Source organism: Pseudomonas sp. NFACC39-1, assembly GCF_900110355.1.
Classification (GTDB): Bacteria; Pseudomonadota; Gammaproteobacteria; order Pseudomonadales; family Pseudomonadaceae; genus Aquipseudomonas; species Aquipseudomonas tehranensis.
Genome location: NZ_FODL01000019.1, coordinates 16760 through 42240, shown reverse-complemented (window position 1 = coordinate 42240; position 25481 = coordinate 16760). Strand labels below are relative to the sequence as shown.

General features: G+C 60.5%; 22 protein-coding genes. 13 read left to right on the top strand and 9 right to left on the bottom strand.

Features of this window, described 5'->3' with window-relative positions:
- Nucleotides 1-89 precede the first annotated feature (89 nt).
- Together ccoG and BMY45_RS25395 are read right to left on the bottom strand one after the other, a co-directional pair.
- The gene (gene ccoG / locus BMY45_RS25400; protein WP_092402932.1) at nucleotides 90-1502 is read right to left on the bottom strand and encodes a cytochrome c oxidase accessory protein CcoG; all 1413 of its coding nucleotides are present in this window, start codon (nucleotides 1500-1502) and stop codon (nucleotides 90-92) included.
- A 263-nt stretch (nucleotides 1503-1765) separates the two neighbouring features.
- Complete coding sequence (locus BMY45_RS25395; protein WP_092402930.1) at nucleotides 1766-2002, bottom strand: DUF3203 family protein; 237 nt, start codon at nucleotides 2000-2002, stop codon at nucleotides 1766-1768.
- A gap of 136 nt (nucleotides 2003-2138) precedes the next feature.
- Between BMY45_RS25395 and BMY45_RS25390 the strand changes: the two genes are divergently transcribed.
- On the top strand, nucleotides 2139-2639 hold the full coding sequence (locus tag BMY45_RS25390) for an MgtC/SapB family protein (protein ID WP_047227772.1): 501 nt from the start codon (nucleotides 2139-2141) through the stop codon (nucleotides 2637-2639).
- Between the two features lie 61 nt (nucleotides 2640-2700).
- Here the strand turns inward: BMY45_RS25390 and BMY45_RS28235 are convergent, their stop codons facing one another.
- Nucleotides 2701-2865 carry a hypothetical protein gene (locus BMY45_RS28235; RefSeq protein ID WP_177193391.1) on the bottom strand — a complete coding sequence of 55 codons (165 nt, stop codon included), beginning with the start codon at nucleotides 2863-2865 and terminating at the stop codon, nucleotides 2701-2703.
- Nucleotides 2866-3086: 221 nt separating this feature from the next.
- On the opposite strand from BMY45_RS28235, the gene BMY45_RS25385 reads away from it, so the two are divergent.
- From BMY45_RS25385 to glgB, 3 genes are all read left to right on the top strand, one after another.
- A complete protein-coding gene (locus BMY45_RS25385) occupies nucleotides 3087-5084 on the top strand; it encodes an alpha-1,4-glucan--maltose-1-phosphate maltosyltransferase (protein WP_092402928.1) in 1998 nt (665 codons plus the stop codon).
- Between the two features lie 200 nt (nucleotides 5085-5284).
- On the top strand, nucleotides 5285-8629 hold the full coding sequence (treS, locus tag BMY45_RS25380) for a maltose alpha-D-glucosyltransferase (RefSeq protein ID WP_092402926.1): 3345 nt from the start codon (nucleotides 5285-5287) through the stop codon (nucleotides 8627-8629).
- 11 nt (nucleotides 8630-8640) lie between these two features.
- Nucleotides 8641-10875: a 1,4-alpha-glucan branching protein GlgB gene (gene glgB / locus BMY45_RS25375; protein ID WP_092402924.1), complete on the top strand. Its 2235-nt coding sequence runs from the start codon at nucleotides 8641-8643 to the stop codon at nucleotides 10873-10875.
- 149 nt (nucleotides 10876-11024) lie between these two features.
- Here glgB and gudD read toward each other — a convergent pair whose 3' ends face one another.
- Nucleotides 11025-12368 (bottom strand): glucarate dehydratase, encoded by a 1344-nt coding sequence (gudD, locus tag BMY45_RS25370; RefSeq protein ID WP_047227776.1) that lies wholly within the window; start codon nucleotides 12366-12368, stop codon nucleotides 11025-11027.
- Nucleotides 12369-12670: 302 nt separating this feature from the next.
- On the opposite strand from gudD, the gene BMY45_RS25365 reads away from it, so the two are divergent.
- Nucleotides 12671-13384, top strand: a complete 714-nt coding sequence (locus tag BMY45_RS25365; RefSeq protein WP_092402922.1) for a FadR/GntR family transcriptional regulator — start codon at nucleotides 12671-12673, stop codon at nucleotides 13382-13384.
- A gap of 799 nt (nucleotides 13385-14183) precedes the next feature.
- Here the strand turns inward: BMY45_RS25365 and BMY45_RS25350 are convergent.
- From BMY45_RS25350 to BMY45_RS25340, 3 genes are read right to left on the bottom strand one after another with little or no spacing between them, the layout of a single operon-like run.
- Complete coding sequence (locus BMY45_RS25350) at nucleotides 14184-15365, bottom strand: acetyl-CoA C-acetyltransferase (protein WP_092402916.1); 1182 nt, start codon at nucleotides 15363-15365, stop codon at nucleotides 14184-14186.
- 11 nt (nucleotides 15366-15376) lie between these two features.
- Nucleotides 15377-16042, bottom strand: coding sequence for a CoA transferase subunit B (locus tag BMY45_RS25345; protein WP_092402914.1), 666 nt, complete (start codon nucleotides 16040-16042; stop codon nucleotides 15377-15379).
- A gap of 33 nt (nucleotides 16043-16075) precedes the next feature.
- Complete coding sequence (locus BMY45_RS25340) at nucleotides 16076-16774, bottom strand: CoA transferase subunit A (RefSeq protein ID WP_092402912.1); 699 nt, start codon at nucleotides 16772-16774, stop codon at nucleotides 16076-16078.
- A 249-nt stretch (nucleotides 16775-17023) separates the two neighbouring features.
- On the opposite strand from BMY45_RS25340, the gene BMY45_RS25335 reads away from it, so the two are divergent.
- Nucleotides 17024-17926, top strand: a complete 903-nt coding sequence (locus BMY45_RS25335; protein WP_092402910.1) for a LysR family transcriptional regulator — start codon at nucleotides 17024-17026, stop codon at nucleotides 17924-17926.
- Nucleotides 17927-18042: 116 nt separating this feature from the next.
- Here BMY45_RS25335 and BMY45_RS25330 read toward each other — a convergent pair whose 3' ends face one another.
- Nucleotides 18043-18870, bottom strand: a complete 828-nt coding sequence (locus BMY45_RS25330) for an NAD-dependent protein deacetylase (RefSeq protein ID WP_092402908.1) — start codon at nucleotides 18868-18870, stop codon at nucleotides 18043-18045.
- 191 nt (nucleotides 18871-19061) lie between these two features.
- On the opposite strand from BMY45_RS25330, the gene BMY45_RS25325 reads away from it, so the two are divergent.
- From BMY45_RS25325 to BMY45_RS25295, 7 genes are all read left to right on the top strand, one after another.
- Nucleotides 19062-19325: a hypothetical protein gene (locus BMY45_RS25325; protein WP_092402906.1), complete on the top strand. Its 264-nt coding sequence runs from the start codon at nucleotides 19062-19064 to the stop codon at nucleotides 19323-19325.
- Nucleotides 19326-19366: 41 nt separating this feature from the next.
- Nucleotides 19367-19561 (top strand): metallothionein, encoded by a 195-nt coding sequence (locus BMY45_RS25320; RefSeq protein WP_092402904.1) that lies wholly within the window; start codon nucleotides 19367-19369, stop codon nucleotides 19559-19561.
- Nucleotides 19562-19840: 279 nt separating this feature from the next.
- Nucleotides 19841-20155 (top strand): con-10 family general stress protein, encoded by a 315-nt coding sequence (locus BMY45_RS25315; RefSeq protein ID WP_092402902.1) that lies wholly within the window; start codon nucleotides 19841-19843, stop codon nucleotides 20153-20155.
- A gap of 331 nt (nucleotides 20156-20486) precedes the next feature.
- Nucleotides 20487-21368 carry a manganese catalase family protein gene (locus tag BMY45_RS25310; protein ID WP_092402900.1) on the top strand — a complete coding sequence of 294 codons (882 nt, stop codon included), beginning with the start codon at nucleotides 20487-20489 and terminating at the stop codon, nucleotides 21366-21368.
- A 109-nt stretch (nucleotides 21369-21477) separates the two neighbouring features.
- Entirely contained in the window at nucleotides 21478-22407 is a 930-nt protein-coding gene (locus tag BMY45_RS25305) for a ZIP family metal transporter (RefSeq protein ID WP_047227786.1), read from the top strand.
- A gap of 50 nt (nucleotides 22408-22457) precedes the next feature.
- The gene (locus BMY45_RS25300) at nucleotides 22458-23864 is read left to right on the top strand and encodes a saccharopine dehydrogenase C-terminal domain-containing protein (protein ID WP_092402898.1); all 1407 of its coding nucleotides are present in this window, start codon (nucleotides 22458-22460) and stop codon (nucleotides 23862-23864) included.
- 116 nt (nucleotides 23865-23980) lie between these two features.
- Nucleotides 23981-25000 (top strand): hypothetical protein, encoded by a 1020-nt coding sequence (locus BMY45_RS25295; protein ID WP_092402896.1) that lies wholly within the window; start codon nucleotides 23981-23983, stop codon nucleotides 24998-25000.
- A gap of 8 nt (nucleotides 25001-25008) precedes the next feature.
- Here BMY45_RS25295 and BMY45_RS25290 read toward each other — a convergent pair whose 3' ends face one another.
- Nucleotides 25009-25203 (bottom strand): hypothetical protein, encoded by a 195-nt coding sequence (locus BMY45_RS25290; protein WP_092402894.1) that lies wholly within the window; start codon nucleotides 25201-25203, stop codon nucleotides 25009-25011.
- Nucleotides 25204-25481: the final 278 nt, after the last annotated feature.

Below are 25481 nucleotides of genomic sequence, written 5' to 3'. Positions count from 1 at the left end.
CGATGCAGGCGACACGGATCAACAGTAAGGTCGCGTCATCGTTCTTCGCGAGCAAGCTTTGCTCCCACAAGCCCGCGGCATCTTAAGCCTCAACGATTTATCGGCGCCACAAAGCGGCTCGTGGCCTCACTGAACGTCCCAGGCTCGTCACTGTCGATCACCTTGAAGATCATCTCCCGGGAGCCGCTACGGGGCCGTTCGCTGAGCATTGCCACCGACACCGGTACGTCGAGGATTTCCCCCGGCGCCAGGCTCAAGTGCGTTCTGCCCTGCAGGACAAAACCTTCGGCGTCCGCCAGGGACAGCTGATAATCCTGGCGCTGCTGGGTCTTGTTGATGATTTTCAGGCTGTAGATGTTCTCGATCTGGCCCAGGCTGTTTTCGCGGAACAGCCCGCGGTCCTTGGTCACGTCCAGGGACACCATGGGGCGTTCTGCCAGTGCCACGACCAATGCGCCGATCATCACCAGCAGCACGGCCGTGTAGCCAACCAACCGGGGCCGCAATAGGTGAGTCCTGCCGCCTTGCAACTGGTGTTCGGAGGTGTACTTGATCAGGCCACGGGCGTAACCCATCTTGTCCATGATCGAGTCGCAGGCGTCGATGCAGGCGGCGCAGCCGATGCACTCCATTTGCAGGCCGTCGCGAATGTCGATGCCGGTGGGGCAAACCTGCACGCACATCTGACAATCGATGCAATCGCCCAAGCCGACATTGGCCGGGTTCACTTCGCGCTTGCGCGGGCCACGGATTTCGCCACGGGCCGTGTCATAGGAAATGGTCAGGGTGTCTTTGTCGAACATCACGCTCTGAAACCGTGCATAGGGGCACATGTGCATGCACACCGCTTCACGCAGCCAGCCGGCATTGAGGTAGGTAGCGCCGGTAAAGAACAGCACCCAGAACAGGCTGACACCGGCCATTTGCAGGGTCAGAAGTTCTTCGGCCAGGGGGCGGATCGGCGTGAAATAGCCGACAAAGGTCAATCCGGTGAGCAGGCTGATTGCCAGCCACAATGTATGTTTGGCTGAGCGACGCAGCAGTTTGTTCAAGCTCCAGGGCGCCGCCTGCAGCTTGATCCGTTGGTGCCGTTCGCCTTCGGTGATCTTCTCGCACCACATGAAGATCCAGGTCCAGGAGCTCTGCGGGCAGGTGTAGCCGCACCATACCCGACCGGCAAACACAGTGATCGCGAACAGGCCGAAGGCGGCGATGATCAGCAGTGCCGACAGCAGGATGAAATCCTGGGGCCAGAAGGTCGCGCCGAAAATGTGGAATTTGCTGTCGGCGAGGTCCCAGAGCACCGCCTGACGGTCGCCCCAGTTCAGCCATACGGTGCCGAAAAACAACAGGAACAGAACCCCCGCACCGCCGATGCGCAAGCTGCGAAACAAACCGGTAAAGCTGCGGGTGTGGATCAGGTTATCGGTGGTCCGGGTCTTTATCTTCGTCGGCGCGGGGTCGAAGTGTTGTATCAACTGGACGGGGATTCTTTCGCTCATGGTCGGTCGTTCCTCAGCCTGTAACTGGCTGACGCACTATGACCACCGAACTGTTTACATAACAGACTCAGGTATCTCGATAAAAACCGGATCAGATGCCGTGAGGCCCCGGCCCTGCGACACTTTGATGCAGTCGGGGTCAGACGAATAAATCTTTATGGCGAGGATCTCAGTGGGAGCAAAGCTTGCTCGCGATACAGGCTCCTCGGTGCCACGGACACCCAGCTTTTTCGTCGCGGGCAAGCCTTGCTCCCACAAATCAATCAGATAACCGAATCGCTATCGGTAGCCCTGAGGTGCTTACGTTCATCGGCCGCCCCGGCCCCGGTCAGGGCATCGGCTTCGGCCTCGGTGATGTAGACCCGACCACCGTTGAGTTCAACCGCCGACATGGCTTTGTCCGGGACAGTGATAACGGTCAGCTCGCTGGCGGGCCGTTGTTCCTGGAACTCGTCGGTGTCGAAAGAGCAGATTTGGTTGCTATCGATACTTACACTCATGGTCAAGCTTCCTTCTGGATGTCCTGAACGTTAGGCGCTGGTCCGCGACCGGGGTTCGTTACGTCTGATCAGCGGTCGAGCGCACCTCTGGCCAGGCTTGCGGTCCATCGTTTATCGACTGGAAAGAGGACCGTCCATGGACGCTTGGTGGCATGAAGTCTGGATCACCCTGCAATCGGAGTTCGCCGATATCACCGATGCACAGCAGATGACGCGAGTCACCGTGCGCCTGCTAATGGCTGCGTTGTTGGGCGGCATCCTGGGTTTCGAGCGCGAACACAAGGGCAAGGCCGCCGGGGTGCGGACCCATATGCTGGTGGCCTTGGGGGCGGCGCTGTTTGTGCTGGTGCCGCAGATGTCCGGTTCCGAGGCTGATGCCATGAGCCGTGTGGTGCAAGGGGTCATCGCCGGCATCGGCTTTCTTGGCGCGGGCACTATCCTCAAGGGCAACGATGGTGATGAAAGCCACGTAAAAGGCCTGACCACTGCCGCCGGCCTTTGGATGACCGCCGCCATCGGCGTCGCCGCCGGGCTGGGGCGGGAATCGACGGCAGTGCTCAGTACGGTGTTGGCGCTGGCGATCTTCAGCGTGATGCCGCTGATTGTCCGGGCGCTGGAGAAGGAGGAAAAACCGTGACCGCGATCAGCCAGAACACATAACCCAGTGTGGGTTTTTTGTTACCCACTAGGCTGTTGGTTCAAACCCGCTCCGGCGGCGCCTCGCTCGGTGGGTCGCCCAACGGCGGCTGGGGATCGAGCGGCGGGTCTTGTTCCGGAATCGGTTCCGGCTCAGGGCCGGGTGGCGGCAGGGTGGGGTCGTCAATGTTGGGGTCGGGGGTTTCAGCCGGGATGGGAATATTCATCAGGACGGGTCTCCGTGACGCACATGGCTTGAGTCGTGCTTAACCTTGTTGACCACCTTGCGCCTGGTTTGATCCCGCTGTCATCAGGGCAAATCACTCTGAACTTTTAACCGTGGGTTCGGTTCGGAGTTTAAGTGAGTTTTTTCAGGGATCCATTTTTTCAAGGACTACTGGGCCTTTACCGCCACAACGTCCATGGGGCGTAAAAGGAGCGATGCTCGATGACTGCTGAACACCCGACTGACCTGTCGTACAACCCGCACTTGCCACTGTCCCAGGCCCTGTTACTGCCACGTATTGCCATTGAAAGCACCATGCCGGTCATCGAGGGTGGGCAATTCGCCGCCAAGGCCGTGGCCGGGCAGGACGTAACGGTGACCAGTAAAGTGTTCGCCGATGGCCATGACAAACTGGCCGTGCATATTCTTTGGCGCGCGCTGAAGGACGAGTCCTGGAACAGCGCGGTCATGACCGAGCTGGGCAATAACGGCTGGCAAGGCCAGTTCAATGTGCCTGAGCAGGGCTTTTATGTGTTTCGCATCGAGGCCTGGATCGATCAGTTCGCTAGTTTCCGCTATGAGCTGGAAAAAAAATTCGCTGCCGGGGTGCCCATCAGCCTGGAATTGCAGGAAGGACGCAATCAGGTGCAGATGGCGGCCGAGCGTAGTGAAGGTGAGCTGAGGGAGCAGTTGACCGCGTTGCACCATGAGCTCTCCGGCTTGTTACCCGCCGAGCAGGTAGCATTGTTCCTGGCGCCGCGCAGTGCCGCTCTCATGTCCCAGGCCGATCATCGGCCCTACTTGAGTCTCAGCCCGCAATACCCTCTGGACGTCGAGCGCAAGCTGGCCGAGTTCGCCAGTTGGTACGAACTGTTTCCCCGCTCGATCACCGATGATCCCCAGCGGCATGGCACCTTCAATGACGTGCATTCGCGTCTGGCCGTGATCCAGGACATGGGTTTTGATGTGCTGTACTTCCCGCCGATCCATCCCATCGGTCGCAGCTTTCGCAAGGGGCCGAACAACTCCCTCACCGCCGGTCCTGACGATCCGGGCAGCCCTTATGCCATCGGGAGCGAGGAGGGCGGTCATGAGGCGATTCACCCGCAGTTGGGCTCGCGCGAGGATTTCCGGCGTCTGGTGGCGGCAGCGGCCGACCACGGCCTGGAAATTGCCCTCGACTTTGCCATCCAGTGTTCCCAGGACCACCCGTGGCTCAAGCAGCATCCGGGCTGGTTCAGCTGGCGGCCGGACGGCACGATCAAATATGCGGAAAACCCGCCGAAGAAATACCAGGACATCGTCAACGTCGATTTCTACGCCGCGGATGCGATTCCCAGCCTGTGGCTGGAACTGCGGGACGTGGTGGTGGGGTGGGTCAATGAAGGCGTGAAGATCTTCCGTGTCGACAATCCCCACACCAAGCCGTTGCCGTTCTGGCAGTGGTTGATTGCCGATGTGCGGGCCCAGCACCCTGAAGTGATGTTCCTCGCCGAAGCCTTCACCACGCCGGCCATGATGGCGCGCCTGGGCAAGGTCGGTTATTCCCAGAGCTACACCTATTTCACCTGGCGCAATACCAAGACCGAACTGGCGACGTATTTCACCGAGCTCAACCAGTCCCCGTTACGCGAGTGCTACCGGCCGAACTTTTTCGTCAACACGCCGGACATCAACCCGGCGTTTCTCCATGAGTCGGGGCGCGCCGGGTTTCTGATCCGCGCGGCCCTGGCGACCATGGGCTCGGGCCTGTGGGGCATGTATTCGGGGTTTGAGTTGTGCGAATCGGCGCCAGTGCCGGGCAAGGAGGAGTACCTCGACTCGGAAAAGTATGAGATCCGCCCCCGGGACTTCACCGCGCCGGGCAACATCATTGCCGAAATCGCCCAGCTCAACCGCATCCGCCGGCAGAACCCGGCGCTGCATACGCACCTGGGCCTGACGATCTACAACGCCTGGAACGACAACATCCTGTATTTCGGCAAACGCACCGCCGACGGCAGCAATTTCATCCTGGTGGCCGTGAGTCTCGACCCGCACAACCCGCAGGAGGCCAACTTCGAATTGCCGCTGTGGGAGATGGGGCTGCCGGACGATGCCCAGACCCAGGGCGAGGATTTGATGAGCGGGCATCGTTGGACGTGGTATGGCAAGTACCAGTTCATGCGCATCGACCCGGCGTACCAACCGTTCGGGATATGGCGGATCAGCGCCTCTTGAGGCGTGCCTCCTGTAGGAGCTGGCGAAGCCTGCGATCTTTGCTCTGGCGCTTGAGTTTCAAGCGAAAAGACAAGATCAAAAGATCGCAGGCTTCGCCAGCTCCTACAGGGAATGCAGCCGAGCGGGGATAAAGCCCCTCGCCACAAAAAGACCTCACAAGCCTGTTTCAGCGGCTTTACAGAATTTCTCAGGAGTTGCAAATGGCGAAGAAACCCCGGTCTGCCACCTTTATCAAAGACCCGCTGTGGTACAAGGACGCGGTGATTTATCAGGTCCACGTCAAATCCTATTTCGATTCCAATAACGATGGGATCGGTGATTTTCCTGGACTGATCGAAAAGCTCGACTACATCGCCGATCTGGGTGTCAACACCATCTGGCTGCTGCCGTTCTATCCTTCGCCCAGGCGCGATGATGGTTACGACATCGCCGAGTACCGAGGCGTCAGCCCCGACTACGGCACCATGGCCGATGCGCGGCGTTTCATCGCTGAAGCCCACAAGCGTAATCTGCGGGTGATTACCGAGCTGGTCATCAACCACACTTCCGACCAGCATCCATGGTTCCAGCGCGCGCGCAAAGCCAAGCCGGGTTCGAAGGCGCGGGATTTCTACGTCTGGTCCGACGACGACCACAAATACGATGGCACGCGGATCATTTTCCTCGACACCGAAAAATCCAACTGGACCTGGGATCCGGTGGCCGGCCAATACTTCTGGCACCGTTTTTACTCCCACCAGCCGGACCTCAACTTCGACAACCCCCAAGTGATCAAAGCCGTCCTGTCGGTGATGCGCTACTGGCTGGACATGGGCATCGACGGCCTGCGCCTGGATGCGATCCCGTACCTGATCGAGCGCGACGGCACCAACAACGAGAACCTGCCCGAGACCCACGACGTCCTCAAGCAGATCCGTGCCGAGATCGATGCCAACTACCCCGACCGTATGCTGTTGGCCGAGGCCAACCAGTGGCCGGAAGACACCCAGTTGTACTTCGGCGATGTCGACGCCCAGGGTTTGAACGGTGACGAATGCCACATGGCGTTCCACTTCCCGCTGATGCCGCGCATGTACATGGCGCTGGCCCAGGAAGACCGCTTCCCCATCACCGACATCCTGCGCCAGACCCCGGAAATTCCGGCCAATTGCCAATGGGCGATTTTCCTGCGCAACCACGATGAGTTGACCCTGGAGATGGTCACCGACAAGGAGCGCGATTACCTGTGGAATTACTACGCGGCCGACCGTCGAGCGCGGATCAACCTGGGGATCCGTCGACGTCTGGCGCCGCTGATGGAGCGCGACCGCCGCCGTGTCGAGTTGCTCAATAGCCTGCTGCTGTCGATGCCTGGCACGCCGACCTTGTACTACGGCGATGAAATCGGCATGGGCGACAACATCTACCTGGGCGACCGCGACGGCGTGCGCACGCCGATGCAGTGGTCCATCGACCGCAACGGTGGTTTCTCCCGCGCCGACCCGGCCAGCCTGGTGCTGCCGCCGATCATGGACCCGCAATACGGCTATCAGTCGGTCAACGTCGAGACCCAGGCCGGCGATACTCATTCATTGCTTAACTGGACCCGGCGGATGCTGGCGGTGCGCAAGCAGTCCAAGGCCTTTGGCCGTGGCACGCTGAAGATGCTGTCACCGAGCAACCGACGGATCCTCGCTTATACCCGCGAATACACCGGCCCCGATGGCAAGCACGAAATCATCCTGTGCGTGGCCAACGTGTCTCGTAGCGCCCAAGCGGCCGAACTGGACCTGTCGGCCTATGCCGGCATGGTTCCGGTGGAGATGCTGGGGGGCAACGCCTTCCCGCCCATCGGCCAGCTGAATTTCCTGCTGACCCTGCCGCCATATGGTTTCTACTGGTTTGCCCTGGCCACAGAAAACCAGATGCCGAGCTGGCATGTGGAGCCGGCCCAGAGCTTGCCCGACTTCACCACGCTGGTGCTGAAGAAACGCCTGGAAGAGTTGCTCGAAGCACCGTCGCGCACCACGCTGGAGCAGACTATCCTGCCGAGCTGGCTGCAAAACCGTCGCTGGTTTGCCGGCAAAGACAGCGCGATCGAGAAGGTCAATATTGTCTATGGCGTGCGTTTCGGCGATCCGCAGCATCCGGTGCTGCTGAGCGAGATCGACGTCACCAGCGCTGGCCAGACACTGCGTTATCAACTGCCCTTCGGTCTGCTGGCCGAGGACCAGGTGGGCGCGGCGTTGCCGCAGCAACTGGCGCTGTCCCGGGTCCGCCGGGTGCGTCAGGTCGGTTTGATCACCGATGCGTTCAGCCTGGAAAGTTTTGTGCGGGCGGTCCTGCAAGGCATGCAGGCCGGTACAGTGCTGCCTTGCAGCGAGGGCGAGTTGCGCTTTGAGCCCACCGAAGGCCTGGCCCCATTGAACCTGGGAGATGAGCCGGAGGTGCGTTACCTGTCCGCCGAGCAGTCCAACAGTTCAGTGGTGGTGGGCGGCAGTGTCGTACTCAAATTGATCCGCAAAGTGGCGTCGGGCGTACACCCGGAGCTGGAAATGAGCGCCTACCTGACCGCCGCAGGTTTCAGCAATATTTCGCCGCTGCTCGGTTCGGTGATCCGCCGTGACAACGAGGGCGAAGATGCGCTGTTGATGATCGCCCAAGGCTACCTGAGCAATCAGGGCGACGCCTGGGAATGGACCCAGAACAACCTCGAGCGCGCCCTGCGTGATGAGTTGGCCGATGCCGTGTCCGAGCAGGAACAGCACTACAACGCCTTGGGCGAACTCAAGGACTTCGCTGGCATGCTCGGCCAGCGCCTGGGGGAAATGCACGAGGTACTGGCCCAGGCCACCGATGATCCGGACTTCGCGCCCCAGGCCACCAATGTCAAGGAAGCCCAGGCCATCGGCAAGGATGTGGCCGCGCAGGTAGAAAACGCCTTACGCCTGCTCAAGCAGAACCAGGGCCAATTGAATCCGGCGGACCAGGCCTTGGTCGCACGCTTGCTGGAACACAAGAAGACCGTTCTGGCGCACATCCAGGAACTGGCCGGCAAGGCTGTCGGTGGCTTGCGCATCCGCGTCCACGGCGACCTGCACCTGGGGCAGGTACTGGTGATCAAGGGCGACGCCTACCTGATCGACTTCGAGGGCGAGCCGGCACGACCACTGCATGAGCGCCGCGGCAAACACAGCCCGTACAAGGACGTCAGCGGCGTGCTGCGCTCCTTCGATTACGCAGCCGCCATGGCGATCCACCTGAACACCGTCGACAGCACCGCCGACGCCGACGCGGCGCGGCAACGGGTGGCTGATCGTTATTTGAAAGAGGCCCGTCAGGCATTTGTTGAGGCATATCGGCTGGCGGCAGCTAGTCTTGCCCATGAGTGGAAGGATGCTGAAGGCGAAGACGCCGCACTGGCGTTGTTCGGCCTGGAGAAGGCGGCCTATGAAGTGGCCTATGAAGCCGAGAATCGCCCCGCCTGGCTGCCCGTGCCATTGCACGGTCTGTACGGGTTATTGAGCGGGCTGAAACCCTTTTCCGACTTAGCCGGACCGATTTAGTGGAGAGAATCATGAGTGTCTCGAACAAAGAACCACAGGGGCAGGCCAAAGAGTCGTTGCTGCCGTCCCCCCATGACATCGACGCGCTGGTGCGCGCAGAACATCAGGACCCGTTTTCCATCCTCGGGCCCCACGGCGATGGCGCCGGCGGGCAGTTCATCCGGGCGTACCTGCCCGGCGCCTTGAGCGTGCAAGTACTGGCCCGTGATGGCGGCGAAGTACTGGGCGATTTGCAGCTCAGCGAAACCCCGGGTCTGTTCGTCGGCCATTTCGACCGCGCCCAGCCCTACTTGTTGCGCACCCGCTGGGCCGGCGGTGAGCAGGTGGCCGAAGACCCCTACAGCTTCGGGCCACTGCTGGGGGAAATGGACCTTTATCTGTTTGCCGAAGGTAATCATCGCGACCTCAGTTCCTGCCTGGGCGCGCAGTTGACCACGGTCGATGGTGTCGACGGCGTGCGCTTTGCCGTATGGGCACCGAATGCGCGGCGCGTCTCGGTGGTGGGCGATTTCAACGTCTGGGATGGGCGTCGGCATCCCATGCGCATCCGTTATCCGTCCGGGGTGTGGGAGTTGTTCATCCCGCGGCTGGGCGCGGGCGAGGGTTACAAATACGAAATCCTCGGCGCCCACGGCATTCTGCCGCTCAAGGCTGACCCGGTGGCGCTGGCCACCCAAATGCCGCCGGATACCGCGTCCAAGGTCGCCTCGCCGCTGAAAATCGAGTGGCAGGATGAGCAGTGGATGCAACATCGCCGCGAGCGGCAGTTGCCGGGCGCGCCGTTGTCGATCTATGAATTGCACGCCGGTTCCTGGCAGTGCGAAATCGACGAGGCGGGAGAGGTTGCCCGGCAATACACCTGGCATGAAATGGCCGAACGGCTGATTCCCTACGTCAAGGACCTGGGGTTCACCCACATCGAGCTGATGCCGATCATGGAGCATCCGTTCGGGGGCTCCTGGGGTTACCAGCCGCTGTCACAATTTGCCCCGACGGCGCGTTTCGGCTCGCCGGGCGATTTCGCTGCCTTCGTCAATGCCTGTCACCAGGCCGACATCGGCGTGATTCTCGATTGGGTGCCAGCGCATTTTCCCACCGATACCCACGGCCTGGCACAGTTTGACGGCACCGCGCTGTACGAATACGGCAACCCGCTCGAAGGCTTCCACCAGGATTGGGACACCCTGATCTACAACCTGGGGCGCACTGAGGTACATGGTTTCATGCTCGCTTCGGCGCTGCATTGGTTAAAGCATTTTCACATCGACGGTTTACGTGTGGATGCCGTCGCCTCGATGTTGTATCGCGACTATTCACGCAAGGCCGGCGAGTGGGTGCCCAATCGCCACGGTGGACGGGAGAACCTGGAAGCCATCGATTTTCTGCGGCACCTCAATGACGTGGTGGCGCTGGAAACCCCCGGTGCATTGGTGATCGCCGAAGAATCCACCGCCTGGCCGGGCGTCAGCCAGAGCACGCAACAGGGCGGCCTGGGTTTTGCCTATAAGTGGAACATGGGCTGGATGCACGATTCGCTGCATTACATCCAGCAGGACCCGGTGTACCGCGCCCACCATCACAACGAACTGAGTTTCGGCCTGATGTATGCGTGGTCCGAGCGCTTTGTCCTGCCGATTTCCCATGACGAAGTGGTGCATGGCAAACGCTCGTTGATCGACAAGATGCCCGGCGATCGCTGGCAGAAATTCGCCAACTTGCGGGCTTATCTGAGCTTCATGTGGGGCCATCCCGGCAAGAAGCTGCTGTTCATGGGTTGCGAGTTCGGCCAATGGCGCGAGTGGAACCACGACCAGCAGTTGGACTGGTATCTGTTGCAGTACCCGGAACACCGTGGGGTGCAGAAGCTGGTGAGCGACCTGAACCGTCTCTATCGCGAAGAGCCGGCGCTGCACGATCAGGATGATGCGCCTCAGGGTTTCCAGTGGCTGATTGGTGACGATGCGGTCAACAGCGTCTACGCCTGGTTGCGTTGGAGCAAGGAAGGCCGGCCGGTGCTGGTGGTTGCCAACTTCACGCCCGTGCCGCGCGCGGCCTACCGCATCGGCGTACCGTTTGCTGGGCGCTGGGTGGAATTGCTCAACAGTGATGCCGACACCTATGCCGGTTCCAACTACGGCAACAGCGGCGGTGCCTTCACCGAAGAAGTGGCCAGCCATGGCCAGGCGCTGTCGCTGGAGCTCAACTTGCCGCCATTGGCGGTGTTGATTCTGCGGCCGGAGGGTTAGTCGCGGGTCCTATCACGCAGTGACCCTGTGGGAGCGGGCTTGCTCGCGAAAGCGGTCTGACAGTCGACATCAACGGTGACTGTCAGGCCCCCTTCCCGAGCAAGCCCGCTCCCACAATATGGGCTCACCTACAGAGATTCGGTGATCGTTCAGCGCACCAGGCACGGCTGCTTGTTGTTGAACGTCCAGCCCGGAATCAGGTACTGCATTGCCACCGCATCATCCCGCGCGCCAAGTCCCATGCCTTTGTACAGTTCATGAGCCTTGGCCAATTGGTCGGTGTCCAGTTCGATCCCCAGTCCCGGTTTTTTCGGCACCTGTACGCAGCCACCCTGGATCTGCAACGGCGCCTTGGTCAGCCGCTGCCCATCCTGCCAGATCCAGTGCGTGTCGATCGCCGTGATGTCACCCGGTGCGGCCGCAGCTACGTGGGTGAACATCGCCAGGGAAATGTCGAAGTGGTTGTTGGAGTGCGAGCCCCAGGTCAGGCCCCATTCGTTGCACATCTGCGCCACTCGAACCGAACCTTGCATGGTCCAGAAGTGTGGGTCGGCCAAGGGAATGTCCACCGACTGCAAGGTGATGGCATGGCCCATTTCGCGCCAATCGGTGGCGATCATGTTAGTGGCGGTTTTAAGACCGGTGGCGCGACGGAATTCGGCCATCACTTCACGGCCCGAATAACCATTCTCCGCGCCGCAGGGGTCTTCGGCGTAAGCCAGGACCTTGTGCTGGTCGCGGCACAGGCGGATGGCCTCCTTGAGTGACCAGGCGCCGTTCGGGTCCAGGGTGATACGTGCCTGGGGGAAGCGTTCGGCCAGGGCGGTGACCGCTTCGATTTCTTCGTCGCCCTTGAGCACGCCGCCCTTGAGCTTGAAGTCCTGGAAGCCGTAACGCGAATGAGCGGCTTCGGCCAAGCGCACCACGGCGTCGGCGTCCAGGGCTTTTTCGTGGCGTACGCGGAACCAGTCGTTGTCGGCGTCCGGCTCACTGCGGTAGGGCAGGTCAGTTTGCTGGCGATCACCGACATAAAACAGATAACCCAGCATCTTCACTTCATCACGCTGCTGGCCTTCGCCGAGCAGGGCGGCGACCGGTACATCCAGGTGCTGGCCCAGCAGGTCCAGCAACGCCGCTTCCAGGCCGGTGACCGCGTGGATGGTGATGCGCAGGTCGAACGTCTGCAAGCCACGACCACCGGCATCCCGGTCGGCGAAGGCCTGGCGTACGGTGTTGAGAATTTTCTGATAGGTGCCGATGGGGCTGCCGACTACCAGCGAGCGGGCATCTTCGAGGGTCTGGCGAATGCGCTCGCCGCCGGGCACTTCGCCCACGCCGGTGTGGCCGGCGTTGTCTTTGAGAATGACGATGTTGCGGGTAAAGAACGGGCCATGGGCGCCACTGAGATTCAGCAGCATGCCGTCATGACCGGCCACCGGCACGACCTGCATGCTGGTGATGATGGGGGCTTTGGTGGCTTCTTGGGTCTGCATGTTTTTCCCACTCGTTGTTTTTATGCGGGGCATCGCAGGAGGGCGATGTTGATAGACATCATACAACTTGATTTTTTTATCTTACAAGGGAGGCTGGTCGGTTTTTTTGGATGGTTTGCCTTAAAAACTCGGAAACACCTTTATTTGCTGGATTTTTTGGCAAGGAAAAGAACATGCGGGAGATCAGTTTAGCGCTGGCGGAACCGTTCGATGACTGAGATGATTGCACTTGTCATACAAGCTAAGGGGCGTGGAGTTTTTACCTCACGACCCGCCTGCTCCGTTTCGAGGACCCACCGCCCATGCAGCCAGACATCGAGGCAACGCCGCGCAAACGCACCCACAACCTGGCCCATGACTTGGTGGCTCAGCTGAGCCAGAGCATTTTGCTGGGGCAGTTGAAACCGGGGGAAAAACTGCCGTCCGAAGGTGCCATTGTGCAGGCCCATGGGGTCAGCCGCACGGTAGTGCGCGAGGCGATCTCCAAGCTGCAGGCCTCGGGGCTGGTGGAAACACGCCATGGCATCGGTACCTTTGTGCTGGAGCAGACCGGTGAGCCGGGCCTGCGGCTCAATGTCGACACCGCCGCCGGTGTGCGGGGGATTCTGGAACTGCGCCTGGGCCTGGAAACCCAGGCAGCGGCCCTGGCAGCCGTGCGCCGCAACGAACGCCAACTGCAGCAGATGCGCCAGGCCCTGGATGATTACCAGCGGTTGCTCAGCAATAACGACAGTTGCGTCGACGCCGACCGGCGCTTTCATTTGCTCATTGCGCAAGCCACGGACAACACCTGTTTTGTTGAAATCATGCAGCATCTGGGCAGTGAGATGATTCCCCGAACCCGAGTGAACGTGGTCGAGCGCGGTCAAGCAGACTTGGGCAAGCTGGCTCAATTGGCCAACCTTGAGCACGAGGCGATCTTCAATGCCATCAAACGCCAGGACCCGGACGCCGCCCGCGCCGCCATGTGGCTGCACCTGACCAACAGCCGCGACCGCTTTGGCGCGGGGACCTGAAGGCTCATCGTCGCCTGACCCACCGCCTTCGCGAGCATGCTCGCTCCCACAATGGATCGATGGTGTTCTTCGATTTGTGCTCAAAACCCAATCCCCCTGTGGGAGCGGGCTTGCTCGCGAAGGGGCCGGCACATTCAGCATCGATGCAAGCTGACCCACCGCCATCGCGACAAGCCCGCTCCCACAATGGATCGATGGTGTTCTTCGATTTTGTGCTCAAAACCCAATGCCCCGGTGGGAGCGGAGCGGGCTTGCTCGCGAAGGGGCCGGCACATTCAGCATCGATGCAAGCTGACCCACCGCCATCGCGAGCAGGCTCGCTCCCACAGTGGACCTATGGTGTGCTTCGATTTTGTGCTCAAAACCCAATGCCCCCGTGGGAGCGGGCTTGCTCGCGAAGGGGCCGGTACATTCAGCATCGATGCAAGCTGACCCACCGCCATCGCGAGCAGGCTCGCTCCCACAGTGGACCTATGGTGTGCTTCGATTTTGTGCTCAAAACCCAATGCCCCCGTGGGAGCGGGCTTGCTCGCGAAGGGGCCGGTACATTCAGCATCGATGCAAGCTGACCCACCGCCATCGCGACAAGCCCGCTCCCACAATGGATCTGTGGTGGACGCCAATCTTGCAACCGCCCGAGATCCCTGTGGGAGCGAGCCTGCTCGCGATGAGGCCGGTACATTGTGCTTAGAACCAGCAGGCAAAAAAAACCGGCGCAACCCAGGTTGCGCCGGTGGTGTTGCCAGTGGATGGGCGGATGTTCGTGGGTCCGCGCATTCACTGTCAGGCTCTTTGCCGCTTACGCTCGTTCCAGCGCCAAGGCCACGCCTTGGCCGCCGCCGATGCACAGCGTGGCGAGGCCTTTTTTGGCGTCGCGCTTGATCATTTCATGGAGCAACGACACCAGCACCCGGCAACCCGAAGCACCGATCGGGTGGCCCAGGGCGATGGCGCCGCCATTGACGTTGACCTTCTCCATGTCCCATTTCAGCTCTCTGGCCACGGCCAGTGACTGGGCGGCGAAGGCTTCGTTGGCTTCGATCAGGTCCAGTTGGTCCAAAGACCAGCCGGCCTTGTCCAGGCAGCGGCGGGTGGCCGACACCGGGCCGATGCCCATGATGGCCGGGTCAACGCCGGCATTGGCATAGGCGCTGATTTTCGCCAGGACCGGCAAGCCCAGTGCCTTGGCTTTTTCGGCGCTCATCATCAGCACGGCGGCGGCGCCATCGTTCAGCGACGAGGCATTGCCGGCGGTCACGCTGCCGTCCTTCTTGAACGCAGGCTTGAGCTTGCCCAGGGATTCGGCGGTGGTGCCGGCCCGGGGTTGTTCGTCGGTGGCGAAGGCCACAGGATCGCCTTTGCGCTGGGGAATCAGGAGCGGCGTGATCTCATCGGCAAACCGGCCACCCTCAATCGCCGCCACGGCCTTCTGCTGCGAAGCGGCGGCAAAGGCGTCCTGCTCTTCGCGGCTGATGTCGTATTTGGCCACCAGGTTCTCGGCGGTGATGCCCATGTGGTAATCGTTGAACGCGTCCCAAAGACCATCGGTAATCATGCTGTCGATCATCTGCGCATGGCCCATGCGCAGGCCAGTGCGGGCAGCAGGCAGCACGTACGGGGCTAGGCTCATGTTTTCCATGCCGCCGGCAATGATCACTTCGGCATCGCCACAGCGGATCGCCTGGGCGCCCAGGTGCAAGGCCTTGAGCCCCGAGCCGCAGACCTTGTTCAGGGTCAGTGCCGGCACCGCGTGGGGCAGGCCAGCGAGGATCGACGCCTGGCGTGCCGGGTTCTGCCCGCTGCCTGCGGTCAACACCTGGCCAAGGATCACCTCGTCAACCTGCTCACCCGAAAGACCCGTCTGTTCCAGCAACCGACGAATCACCGCGGCACCGAGTTGCGGTGCGGGAATGGAGGCCAGCGAACCCTGGAAACTGCCAATGGCGGTACGGGTGGCGGCGACAATCACGACTTCTTGCATCGAATCTCTCCTCACTGGGCAGCGAACTGCATTTCAGGCACGTGGTCCGGCACGATCAGTTTGCCGGCCGTCTTGGCAACGATTTCCTCGACGCTGACGCCTGGGGCACGTTCTTTGAGAATGAAGGCACCGTCCTGGATCTCCAGGTAGGCCAGGTCTGTCAGCATGCGCTTGATGCAGCCGGCACCGGTCAGCGGCAGGCTGCATCGGGGCAGCAGTTTCGACTCACCGTCCTTGGACGCGTGAGTCATGGTGACGATGATGTTCTCGGCACCGGCCACCAGGTCCATCGCGCCGCCCATGCCCTTGACCAGCTTGCCAGGGATCATCCACGAGGCAATATTACCTTCCACGTCTACCTCGAAGGCGCCCAGCACGGTCAGGTCGATGTGCCCGCCACGGATCATGGCAAAGGATTCGGCCGAAGAAAAGATCGAGGCTCCGATGCGCGCGGTGACGGTCTGCTTGCCGGCGTTGATCATGTCGGCATCGACCTCGGCTTCGGTAGGGAACGCGCCCATGCCGAGCAGGCCGTTTTCCGACTGCAGCATGACTTCCATGCCTTCGGGGATGTAGTTGGCGACCAGGGTCGGAATGCCGATGCCCAGGTTCACGTAGTAGCCGTCCTGCATTTCGCGGGCGACGCGTTGAGCCATTTGTTCGCGGGAAAGTGCCATGTTGTTATTCCTTCATTCGGGCTGGGGGCGGGGTCACTTGCGCACGGTGCGCTGTTCGATACGCTTTTCGAACGTGCCGCAAATGATCCGGTCGACGTAGATGCCTGGGGTATGGATCTGCGTCGGGTCCAGCTCGCCGGGTTCAACGATTTCTTCGACTTCCACCACGGTGATCTTGCCGGCCGTGGCCGCCAACGGGTTGAAGTTCTGGGCGGTGTGACGATAGACCACATTGCCGAAATGGTCGGCTTTCCAGCCTTTGACGATGGCGAAGTCGCCCGTGATGGATTCTTCCATCAGGTACTGACGGCCATGGAATTCACGCACTTCTTTGCCGTCGGCCACGGGCGTGCCGACCCCGGTGGCGGTGAAGAACGCCGGAATGCCCGCGCCGCCGGCGCGCATTTTTTCGGCGAGGGTGCCTTGGGGAGTCAGCACGACTTCGATTTCGCCGCTCAGCAGCTGTTTTTCGAAAAGAGCGTTTTCACCGACGTAAGATGCGACCACCTTGCGGATCTGCCGATCTTCCAGCAATACGCCCAGACCGAAGCCGTCAACGCCGCAGTTATTGGAAACCACGGTGAGGTCGCGGATACCCTTGCGCTTGATCTCGCCGATCAGGTTTTCCGGGATGCCGCAGAGGCCGAAGCCGCCGGCGATCACCGTCATGCCGTCTTGCAAGCCTTCCAGCGCTTCTTCGTAGCTACTCACACGTTTGTCGAAACCTGCCATAGACACCTCTTTTATTCTTGATGGGGTCGCAATGAAATGCAGTGTTGCGCCAAGTCATATATTTGTTAAGTTGATTTTTAGATTTGATTGATTGATAAAACTCAATAATTGCCTCCCTCTGTAGGCGCTTTGTAGGAGCTGTCGAGTGCAAACGAGGCTGCGATCTTCCCAAAAACACTTGAATCCCAGGCAAAAGATCAAAAGATCGCAGCCTTCGGCAGCCCCTACGCAACCGGACACAGGACGCCCATGACCCTCAAGCAAATCCGCGCTTTTCTCGCCGTGGCCCAAAGCCTGAGCTTCGCTGTGGCCTGCGAGCGACTGCACCTGTCCCAGTCGGCCCTGAGCCTGACCATCAAGGCTCTGGAAGAAGGCTTGGGCGGGCGTCTGTTCAGTCGCAATACCCGTAACGTTGCGCTGACGCCCGAAGGCGAATCGCTGCTGCCCCTGGCCCGGCGCCTGATTGCCGACTGGGACAATGCCGAGGATGAAATGCGCCAACGCTTCACCTTGCAGCGGGGGCGCGTCACATTGGCGGCGATGCCGTCCTTTGCCGGTAACCTGCTGCCGCCGATCCTCAAGACCTTTCGCGCCCGTTATCCGAATGTCAACGTCACGGTCAACGATGTGATCAATGAACAGGTGCTGGAAATGGTTCGGGATCGACACGTCGAACTGGGGGTCGCGTTCGAGCCGATGCAGAGTTCGTCGCTGGCTTTTACCCCCTTGTATCTGGACCGCTTCGTCGCGGTGGTGCCGCTGGACTCGCCACTGGCGCAGCGCAGTGAGATCCAGTGGCAGACGCTGCTGGAACAGCCGTTTATCACGCTGCAAAGGCCCTCCACCGTGCGGGTGATGCTGGAGGAGCATTTGCAAAGCCGCGGCATGAAACTGCCGGTGGAATTCGAGAGCCATCAGTTGGCAACGGTTGGACGGATGGTCGCCAGCGGGTTGGGGGTCAGTGCGGTCCCGGCGCTGTGTATTGGACAGATGCATGAGCTGGGCGCCCGCTGCATCACTTTGAGCGATCCAGTGATAGAACGGGCCATCGGTGTGCTGACCAAGCCGGGGCATGAACTGTCGGCGGCGGCGCAGGCGTTGTTCGATACGTTCAGGGATCAGGACATCGGTGCGCAGTTGACGCCGAAGTAACCACAATCTCCTGTGGGAGCGGGCTTGCTCGCGAAGGCGGTAGATCAGTCGGTATCTGCGTAGCTGACACACTGCTTTCGCGAGCAAGCCCGCTCCCACAGGGGTAGTGCATGGTGTCAGATCAATAGTGGCAACAGTTGCTCACAAGGCTCTTCAAGCTTCAGATCCAGCAACTCATCGGCCCGTGTCTTGCCCCGGTTGATCGCCAGCAGCGGCTTGCCCTGTTCCTTGATCGCCCGGCACAGGCGAAATGCCGACCAGGCCATCAGTGAGGAGCCCACCACCAGCAGGCCGTCGGCTTCCTGAACGGCTTCAGTGGCGCGGGCCGCGGTGGCGGCGGCGACGTTTTCGCCGAAAAACACCACGTCGGGTTTCAAGCGCTCGCCGTCGCAATAAGGGCAGCGGGGCACCTGGAAGCGTGCCTCGAACGCGGCATCCAGCAGGGTATCGCCATCCGGCGCTTGAACCGCGTCGACACCGGCCAGGTAAGGATTCTGCGCTTGCATCAACAGCTGGATCTGCTGGCGCTCACTGCGCTGCTCGCAATCCAGGCACAACACCCGATGCAGGTTTCCGTGAAGTTCGATCACGTCGTGGCTGCCAGCCTGGTCATGCAGCGTGTCGACATTCTGGGTGATCAGGCCGCTGATGCGTTGCTGTGCCTGCAACAGCGTCAACGCCTCGTGGGCGGCGTTCGGCCGGGCCTGGCGAACCCGCGGCCAGCCCAGCATCGCCCGCGCCCAGTAGCGCCGCCGTGCTTCGGGTTTGGCGAGGAACTCCTGGTACATCATGGGTTGCCGACCCCGTCGCACACCTTCGCTGTCCCGGTAGTCGGGAATGCCCGACGGGGTGCTGATGCCAGCGCCGGTAAGCACCAGGAAACGGCGCCCGGCCATGTGCTCCAGCAATTGATCGATCGGTTGACGGTGAAAATCGTCGGGCATAGATGTCGCTCCGCTGGCCTGAAGTCGTTGAGGTTAGCACCGTGGTTCGTCGAGAGGGCTGTGGGAATGCCTTTCGTCGCACTGCGTTGTTGTTTCTTCAAACTTTCTCCGGTTGCGCGACATCCACCTCTATGTACGGCACTCAAAACTGTCGTGTTGCATGCCGTGTCGGCACCGAGAAGAGGAGGCGTATGAAACAGACCACCGGTGAAGTACGGGCCATCAATCGACAGAGGGCAATGGTCGGTGTGTATGTCGAGCAAGAAGACAACCACACAGTCCTTGAGCTCGGTTCAGCCAATGACATCGATATTGGCGACGTCATGGAGTGGGACAGTGGCAAGGCCTTGGGCACCCAGTCTTATCGCAACCTGACCAAAGGCTGGACCGCCGAGGTCTATGTGGCGAACCATGGCGTTGCGGCGGCGAACCTTGAGGTTCAATTGCTGGTGTGATCCTGACGACAGCGTTAAAACCGGAACCCAGGAGAACGAACATGAGCGAATTAAAGTGCGGTTGCCCCGATTGCCAATGCGATGTGGACCCGCAACAGGTGTTCAATCACGATGGCGAGGCCTATTGCAGTCAAGCCTGCGCCGAGCAACATCCTAACGGTGAACCTTGTCCGGCAGCGGATTGCCATTGCGAACGCAGCGGCAAGAATGGCGGGCCAGACGTGGACGGCAATTAACTGGATGACGCGCTGGAGGAAATGTTTGCGGCCAGCGATCCCATTTCACCCTGAATATTAATTCGGCTATTGGTCTTCTTAACAGTGGCATCGCGCAGAGTCTTTCCATTGCATCGGGCGCCATTTGTTTTAGCGGACGTTGCAACCCTCAGTCAGCGCGTTGGATTGCATGAGCCGTTCGTCGCCGTTTGCAAGATATGTTTAAAACCTTGTCGGCGCCAGGTTTTCCGAATACTACGAGCCAACAGGTTCGCAACATCAACTAACGAGGTGAATGAAATGGCTAACACAGGAAATAAGAATCCTGGCAATTTCGCTAACGATCGTGAAAAGGCATCGCAAGCCGGGAAGAAGGGCGGCCACGCGTCGGGGGGTAACTTCGCGAATAATCCGCAACGAGCATCCGAGGCCGGGCGCAAGGGAGGGCAGGCTTCGGGCGGAAATTTCGCCAATGACCCAGAACGAGCAGCCGCAGCAGGCCGAAAAGGTGGCCAGGCCTCGGGCGGCAATTTTGCCAAAGACCCTGAGCGGGCCTCCGAGGCCGGTCGAAAGGGCGGTCAAGCATCCGGCGACAACGTTACCAGCGACCGCTAGTCAGTTTTCGAAACAGGTCGAAAAGGCCCTGGAAACAGCCAGGATGATGGGCGCAACGCTGAACACCCAAGATGTTACGGGCCCTGTGTTAATCGCATGGGGTCTGCCGGATTTATATATAGCAAGATCGCGGTAATGAATATCTTCATGCGTGAGGGGACTGTAAGTTGTTCAGTTGCCTGGCGTTTCTGCGAGTGCGAGTTACCGATTACCGTTCGTCTCGTTTATTAAACATAAAGATAAATTTTAACTGTTTAACTTCTTCAGATTCTCTGTGGGCCTGCCCCCGGCAGTGTTCCCCTGAATTGTGTCCTGAACGAGGAGTTTTATCATGTTTCTACATAACAAACGACTGCAGTACACCGTGCGTGTCGCCGAGCCTAACCCAGGGCTGGCTAACCTGTTGCTTGAACAGTTCGGCGGTGCCCAGGGCGAGTTGGCGGCGGCGTCGCGCTACTTCACCCAGGCCCTGTCCGAGGATGATCCCGGCCGCAAGGATCTGTTGATGGACATTGCCACCGAAGAGCTCAGTCATCTGGAGGTGATCGGCTCGATCATCGTGATGCTCAATAAAGGCGCCAAGGGCAGAATGGCCGAGGGTGTGGAAAAGGAAGGCCAGTTGTACCGGGACATCAACGGCGCCGGCAACGACTCTCACATCACCAGCCTGCTTTATGGAGCCGGTTCCCCGCTGACCAATTCGGCCGGTGTACCTTGGACAGCCGCTTACGTCGACACCATAGGCGAGCCGACAGCGGACATGCGGTCCAACATCGCCGCCGAGGCACGGGCGAAAATCATCTATGAGCGTCTGATGAATCTCACCGATGATCCTGGGGTAAAAGAAGCGCTGGGCTTTTTGATGACCCGTGAAATCGCGCACCAGATGTCCTTCGAAAAAGCCCTGCACTCGATCCAGCCAAATTTCCCTCAAGGTAAATTGCCAGGCATGCCAGAGTTCACCAACGTGTACTTCAACATGTCCCAAGGCGAGCCTACGGTGCGTGGCCCATGGAACCAGGGCGATGAGTGGGAATTCGTCGAGAACCCAACGCCGGCGGTGGATGGCGGTGATGGTCTGGCGAGTGTGCAACTGAGTAAAAAAGACGAAGCGCTGCTGATGGACATGAAGGCGCGGACAATGTCCAACCCGGAAAGCGACCCCATGACAGGTGCCGACTTGGGTTCAGGGATGCAAGGTGACAAACTGTAGGAAATCGGCGAGGGGGCCTGGCTCCTTCGCCTGAACATTGCGTTTGATCGTACCCCTCGTTGCGGGAACGATCGGACATGACCTGTCGCAAAACCAGTAAGGATATTCGATGGACCAGCCCACCTCCCGGATCCGATCGCCCTGGCGTACCTGGCTGGATCCTGTGCAAAACAACCTGCTGCTGGGGGTGAGCTTCTGGCTGGGGCTGGCGGTGATCGCCGCGTTGTTGCTCTACAGCGGTTACAACGCATTGGTGGGGGCCGATCGGCACAACCTGGGCTACGCCGTTCTGGGCGGCACCGCCGGTTTCGCCGCCACGGCCCTGGGCGCGTTGATGGCGGTGGTGTTGCGTGATATCTCCTCGCGGACCCAGGACATCATGCTTGGTTTTGCCGCGGGCATGATGCTCGCCGCCAGTTCGTTTTCGCTGATCCTGCCGGGTATCGAAGCGGCACAAAGTATCGTGGGCAATCAACTGCTCGCCGCGTTTGTCGTTGTGGTCGGCCTGGGTCTGGGCGTGCTCCTGATGATCGGCCTTGACCGTTTCGTGCCCCACGAACATGAAGTGAGTGGCCGGCGCGGTCCGCAATCGGAACGTATCAACCGTGTCTGGTTGTTCGTGCTCGCCATCACCTTGCACAATTTGCCCGAGGGCATGGCCATCGGCGTCAGTTTTGCTAACGGTGATCTGAGGGTCGGCATGCCCCTGACCACTGCCATTGCGATCCAGGACATCCCCGAAGGACTTGCCATCGCCATGGCGCTGCGGGTCACCGGGATCAGTGCGCTGCGTGCTGCGCTGATCGCGGTGGGCTCGGGGCTGATGGAGCCGCTGGGCGCGGTGATTGGGCTGGGCATGTCCTCGGGCGTGGCCGTGGCGTATCCCATCAGCCTGGGGTTGGCGGCGGGGGCCATGATCTTCGTGGTGTCCCACGAAGTGATTCCGGAAACCCACCGCAACGGCCACGAAACGCCAGCCACGCTGGGGTTGATGATGGGGTTTGCGGTGATGATGTTCCTCGACACGGCACTGGGTTAGCACCCCCCGAACACTGCACCCACGAAGGTGTTTAGCGCGGGAGACAGCATATGCAACACCGGGTCACGTTTACCGGGCATCTGATCTTCATCGGCTTTGGCTCCATTACCCGGGCCACGCTGCCGTTGTTGTTGCGCCAGGATCATCTCCCGGTCAATCAGATCACGGTCATCGCGCCCGTGATCGAGAAAAATATCTGGTTCAAGGAGCGGGGCATTTGTTTTGTCCGCAAAGCGCTGACTGAACACACCTTCACTCAAACCCTGGACCGCCTCATCAACCCCGGCGACTTCATCGTCAACCTGTCGGTGGAAGTCAGTTCGCTGGCCCTGATGACCTATGCCTTCGGCAAGGGCGCGCTGTACCTGGATACCTGCATTGAGCCTTGGGCCGGTGGCTACGATGACCCTTCATTGGATTTATCGCATCGCACCAATTACGCGTTGCGCTACCAGATGCTGGGCCTGCGCAAAAAATTGGGCAATGGCCCGACCGCCGTCGTGGCCCATGGCGCCAACCCCGGCTTGATCAGTCATCTGCTCAAGGCTGGCCTGGTGGAACTGGCGGTGCAATTGAACCATCGCTTACCACAGAACCGCGAAGGCGTGGACTGGGCCAGGCTGTGCATGGAGACAGGCATCAAGGTGATTCATTTTGCCGAGCGCGACACCCAGCGCTCCAGCCGACTCAAGCAGGACGATGAGTTCGTCAATACGTGGTCGGTGGAAGGCCTGATCAGCGAAGGCCACCAACCGGCCGAGTTGGGCTGGGGCACCCACGAACGCACCTGGCCAACGTCTGCCAGGCGCCACCGCTTCGGCAGTCGCAATGCCATCTACCTCGAGCGCCCGAGCGCCACCGTGCCGGTCAAAACCTGGACTCCGTTGGGTGGGCCGTGCCTGGGGCTGATGATCACCCATCACGAAACCGCCTCGACCGCCGACCTGCTGACACTCAAGGACCAGCAGAAACTGATCTATCGCCCCACACTGCATTACGCCTATCACCCGTGCAACGATGCCTTGCTGTCCATCCATGAGTTGATCGGTCGAGGCTGGCAGAGCCAGCATCAGCAACGCATTCTCAATGGTGAAATCGACAGCGTTGGAGCCGATGCGCTGGGCGTCTTACTGATGGGGCATGAACTCAATGCCTACTGGTTCGGCTCGGTATTGACCATCGATGAAGCCCGGGCGCTCTTGCCCTTCAACAATGCCACCAGTTTGCAAGTGGCGGCGGGGGTTTTGTCGGGGATTGTCTGGGCGGTGGAAAACCCGGATCGCGGCATCGTCGAGCCAGAGCAAATGGGCTACGAACGTGTGCTGGAAGTGGCCAGGCCTTACCTCGGCACCCTGGTGGGCAAGCAGACCGACTGGAGACCGACCGGAGTGGTGCCTAAGTCCTCCCAAGACGCAGCAGCGGATGATTGGCAGTTCGAGCATTTCACGCGTTTTTGACCCGCCATCGCGAACAGACCCGCTCCCACATTGGTTTTGTGTGTTTCCTCCAAGCCCATGTTCCTCGCGACCTATACTCAACCCCGTGGATGACTTGACCTCGGGATGGCGCAACCGTGCTGCGTTCGCTGATGCTGGCCGTTTTGTTGGTTCTGGCGGGGTGCGCCACGTCGCCGCGCGAGCAGCAGGTCGCCACCGTGGCGGTTTCCCAGGACACCTGGCGGCGGGTTGACCGGCAGATCGTCGCCGCGTCGAAAAGCGCTATCGAACAGGCCGGGCTCTACGCGCGCGGTTCGATGGAGCATTGGCGCCGGCTCGTGTACGAGCGCACCGAGATTCAATTCATCCCCTGGTTCAGCAGCTACTGGACCCAGGAATGGCTGGCGGTGAAGGTCAGTTGGTATGCCGCCAGTGCCGAAGGCGAAGAGGACTCGGCGGCCAGGCGCCTGGCGGTTTATCTGCAAGAGCAGTACCGCGAGCAGGTGCTGGCACCTGTGGCGGTGGAAATCGACCCCGAGGCGATCAGGGCCAACGCGACAGGCTATTACGTACGCCTGCTCAATCAACAGGTCCAAGTGATTGCCCGGCAGCACCGAATCCCGCCGGAGCTGATGAATCGGCGCCTGCACGGCATTCCCGCTGTCAGCTTGGGTCCGCCAGCGGCGCGTAACGCCTCGTTATATGAGATGGCGTATACCAAGCCACTCAATACATTGCCGGCGTACGCCGCGTTGATCGACCACGTCAACAAGGCCGCCGTGACAGGTTCGGGGCCATCGGATGCGGTCATCGCTACGGTGGCACAACGCACCAGTGAAAAGATCGAAGCGCAATTCGCCACGCGAGGTGCGGCCGGTGCGGCGGCAGCTGTGGCCGGGAAAGCGGCGGGGGCGTTGATTTCAGTTGGCGTGGCGGGGATTCGCGCGATCATTCATGAGGGCGAGCGCCCGGAAATGGAAACACAAATCCGCAAGAGCCTGAGCGCCGCGTTCGACGAAGCCTGGTTCCAGTCGCTCAAGCATCCCCTCAGCGGGGTGATGGCACCGGTGTACTACCTGGCCGAGGAAATCGAAGGCAGCCTGGTGGCGGCGGACTTGGCCAATCGGGCAGTGGAGTTGCCGCTCATCAAACCGTGACGGACGGCTCATTCTGCCCCGAGGGTGACGCGGCAACCCTTGCGATGACGGATCTGTTCATCCGAGGGCCGCTCCTTGATGAATTCAAAGCGCGGCTCACCTTCGCTGTAAATCACCAGCCAGCCCCATTCCAGTTCTTTTTCATCCTGCCCGGGCCTGGGGGGCGAGGCCCACCAGGGCTCTTTCTGCATGATCTGTCGCATCGATGTCTCCTGCCGATTGATCCCTTCAACTATAGACCGCTCGATTTGATGACAAGCGCCCGTGAAATCTCTTGAATTGTGTGGGAGCAAGGCTTGCCCGCGAAGCAGGCGATTCGGTTCCAGGCAGACCGCGTGAGCTTCAGCGCGAGCAAGCTTTGCTCCCACGGATCGTCTCGCAACAGATGTTGCTGGTCTATTGAGTGTGCTCTGATCGCAACCATCAGCGTCTAGCGTCTGTATCCCCGCACTCGAACGGGGAATGACTGGACCCATGCGCA

Coding starts and splice junctions, on each gene's coding strand:
- ccoG (WP_092402932.1), bottom strand. CDS start 1,502: ATGAGCGAAAGAATCCCCGTCCAGTTGATACAACACTTCGACCCCGCG.
- BMY45_RS25395 (WP_092402930.1), bottom strand. CDS start 2,002: ATGAGTGTAAGTATCGATAGCAACCAAATCTGCTCTTTCGACACCGAC.
- BMY45_RS25390 (WP_047227772.1), top strand. CDS start 2,139: ATGGACGCTTGGTGGCATGAAGTCTGGATCACCCTGCAATCGGAGTTC.
- BMY45_RS28235 (WP_177193391.1), bottom strand. CDS start 2,865: ATGAATATTCCCATCCCGGCTGAAACCCCCGACCCCAACATTGACGAC.
- BMY45_RS25385 (WP_092402928.1), top strand. CDS start 3,087: ATGACTGCTGAACACCCGACTGACCTGTCGTACAACCCGCACTTGCCA.
- treS (WP_092402926.1), top strand. CDS start 5,285: ATGGCGAAGAAACCCCGGTCTGCCACCTTTATCAAAGACCCGCTGTGG.
- glgB (WP_092402924.1), top strand. CDS start 8,641: ATGAGTGTCTCGAACAAAGAACCACAGGGGCAGGCCAAAGAGTCGTTG.
- gudD (WP_047227776.1), bottom strand. CDS start 12,368: ATGCAGACCCAAGAAGCCACCAAAGCCCCCATCATCACCAGCATGCAG.
- BMY45_RS25365 (WP_092402922.1), top strand. CDS start 12,671: ATGCAGCCAGACATCGAGGCAACGCCGCGCAAACGCACCCACAACCTG.
- BMY45_RS25350 (WP_092402916.1), bottom strand. CDS start 15,365: ATGCAAGAAGTCGTGATTGTCGCCGCCACCCGTACCGCCATTGGCAGT.
- BMY45_RS25345 (WP_092402914.1), bottom strand. CDS start 16,042: ATGGCACTTTCCCGCGAACAAATGGCTCAACGCGTCGCCCGCGAAATG.
- BMY45_RS25340 (WP_092402912.1), bottom strand. CDS start 16,774: ATGGCAGGTTTCGACAAACGTGTGAGTAGCTACGAAGAAGCGCTGGAA.
- BMY45_RS25335 (WP_092402910.1), top strand. CDS start 17,024: ATGACCCTCAAGCAAATCCGCGCTTTTCTCGCCGTGGCCCAAAGCCTG.
- BMY45_RS25330 (WP_092402908.1), bottom strand. CDS start 18,870: ATGCCCGACGATTTTCACCGTCAACCGATCGATCAATTGCTGGAGCAC.
- BMY45_RS25325 (WP_092402906.1), top strand. CDS start 19,062: ATGAAACAGACCACCGGTGAAGTACGGGCCATCAATCGACAGAGGGCA.
- BMY45_RS25320 (WP_092402904.1), top strand. CDS start 19,367: ATGAGCGAATTAAAGTGCGGTTGCCCCGATTGCCAATGCGATGTGGAC.
- BMY45_RS25315 (WP_092402902.1), top strand. CDS start 19,841: ATGGCTAACACAGGAAATAAGAATCCTGGCAATTTCGCTAACGATCGT.
- BMY45_RS25310 (WP_092402900.1), top strand. CDS start 20,487: ATGTTTCTACATAACAAACGACTGCAGTACACCGTGCGTGTCGCCGAG.
- BMY45_RS25305 (WP_047227786.1), top strand. CDS start 21,478: ATGGACCAGCCCACCTCCCGGATCCGATCGCCCTGGCGTACCTGGCTG.
- BMY45_RS25300 (WP_092402898.1), top strand. CDS start 22,458: ATGCAACACCGGGTCACGTTTACCGGGCATCTGATCTTCATCGGCTTT.
- BMY45_RS25290 (WP_092402894.1), bottom strand. CDS start 25,203: ATGCGACAGATCATGCAGAAAGAGCCCTGGTGGGCCTCGCCCCCCAGG.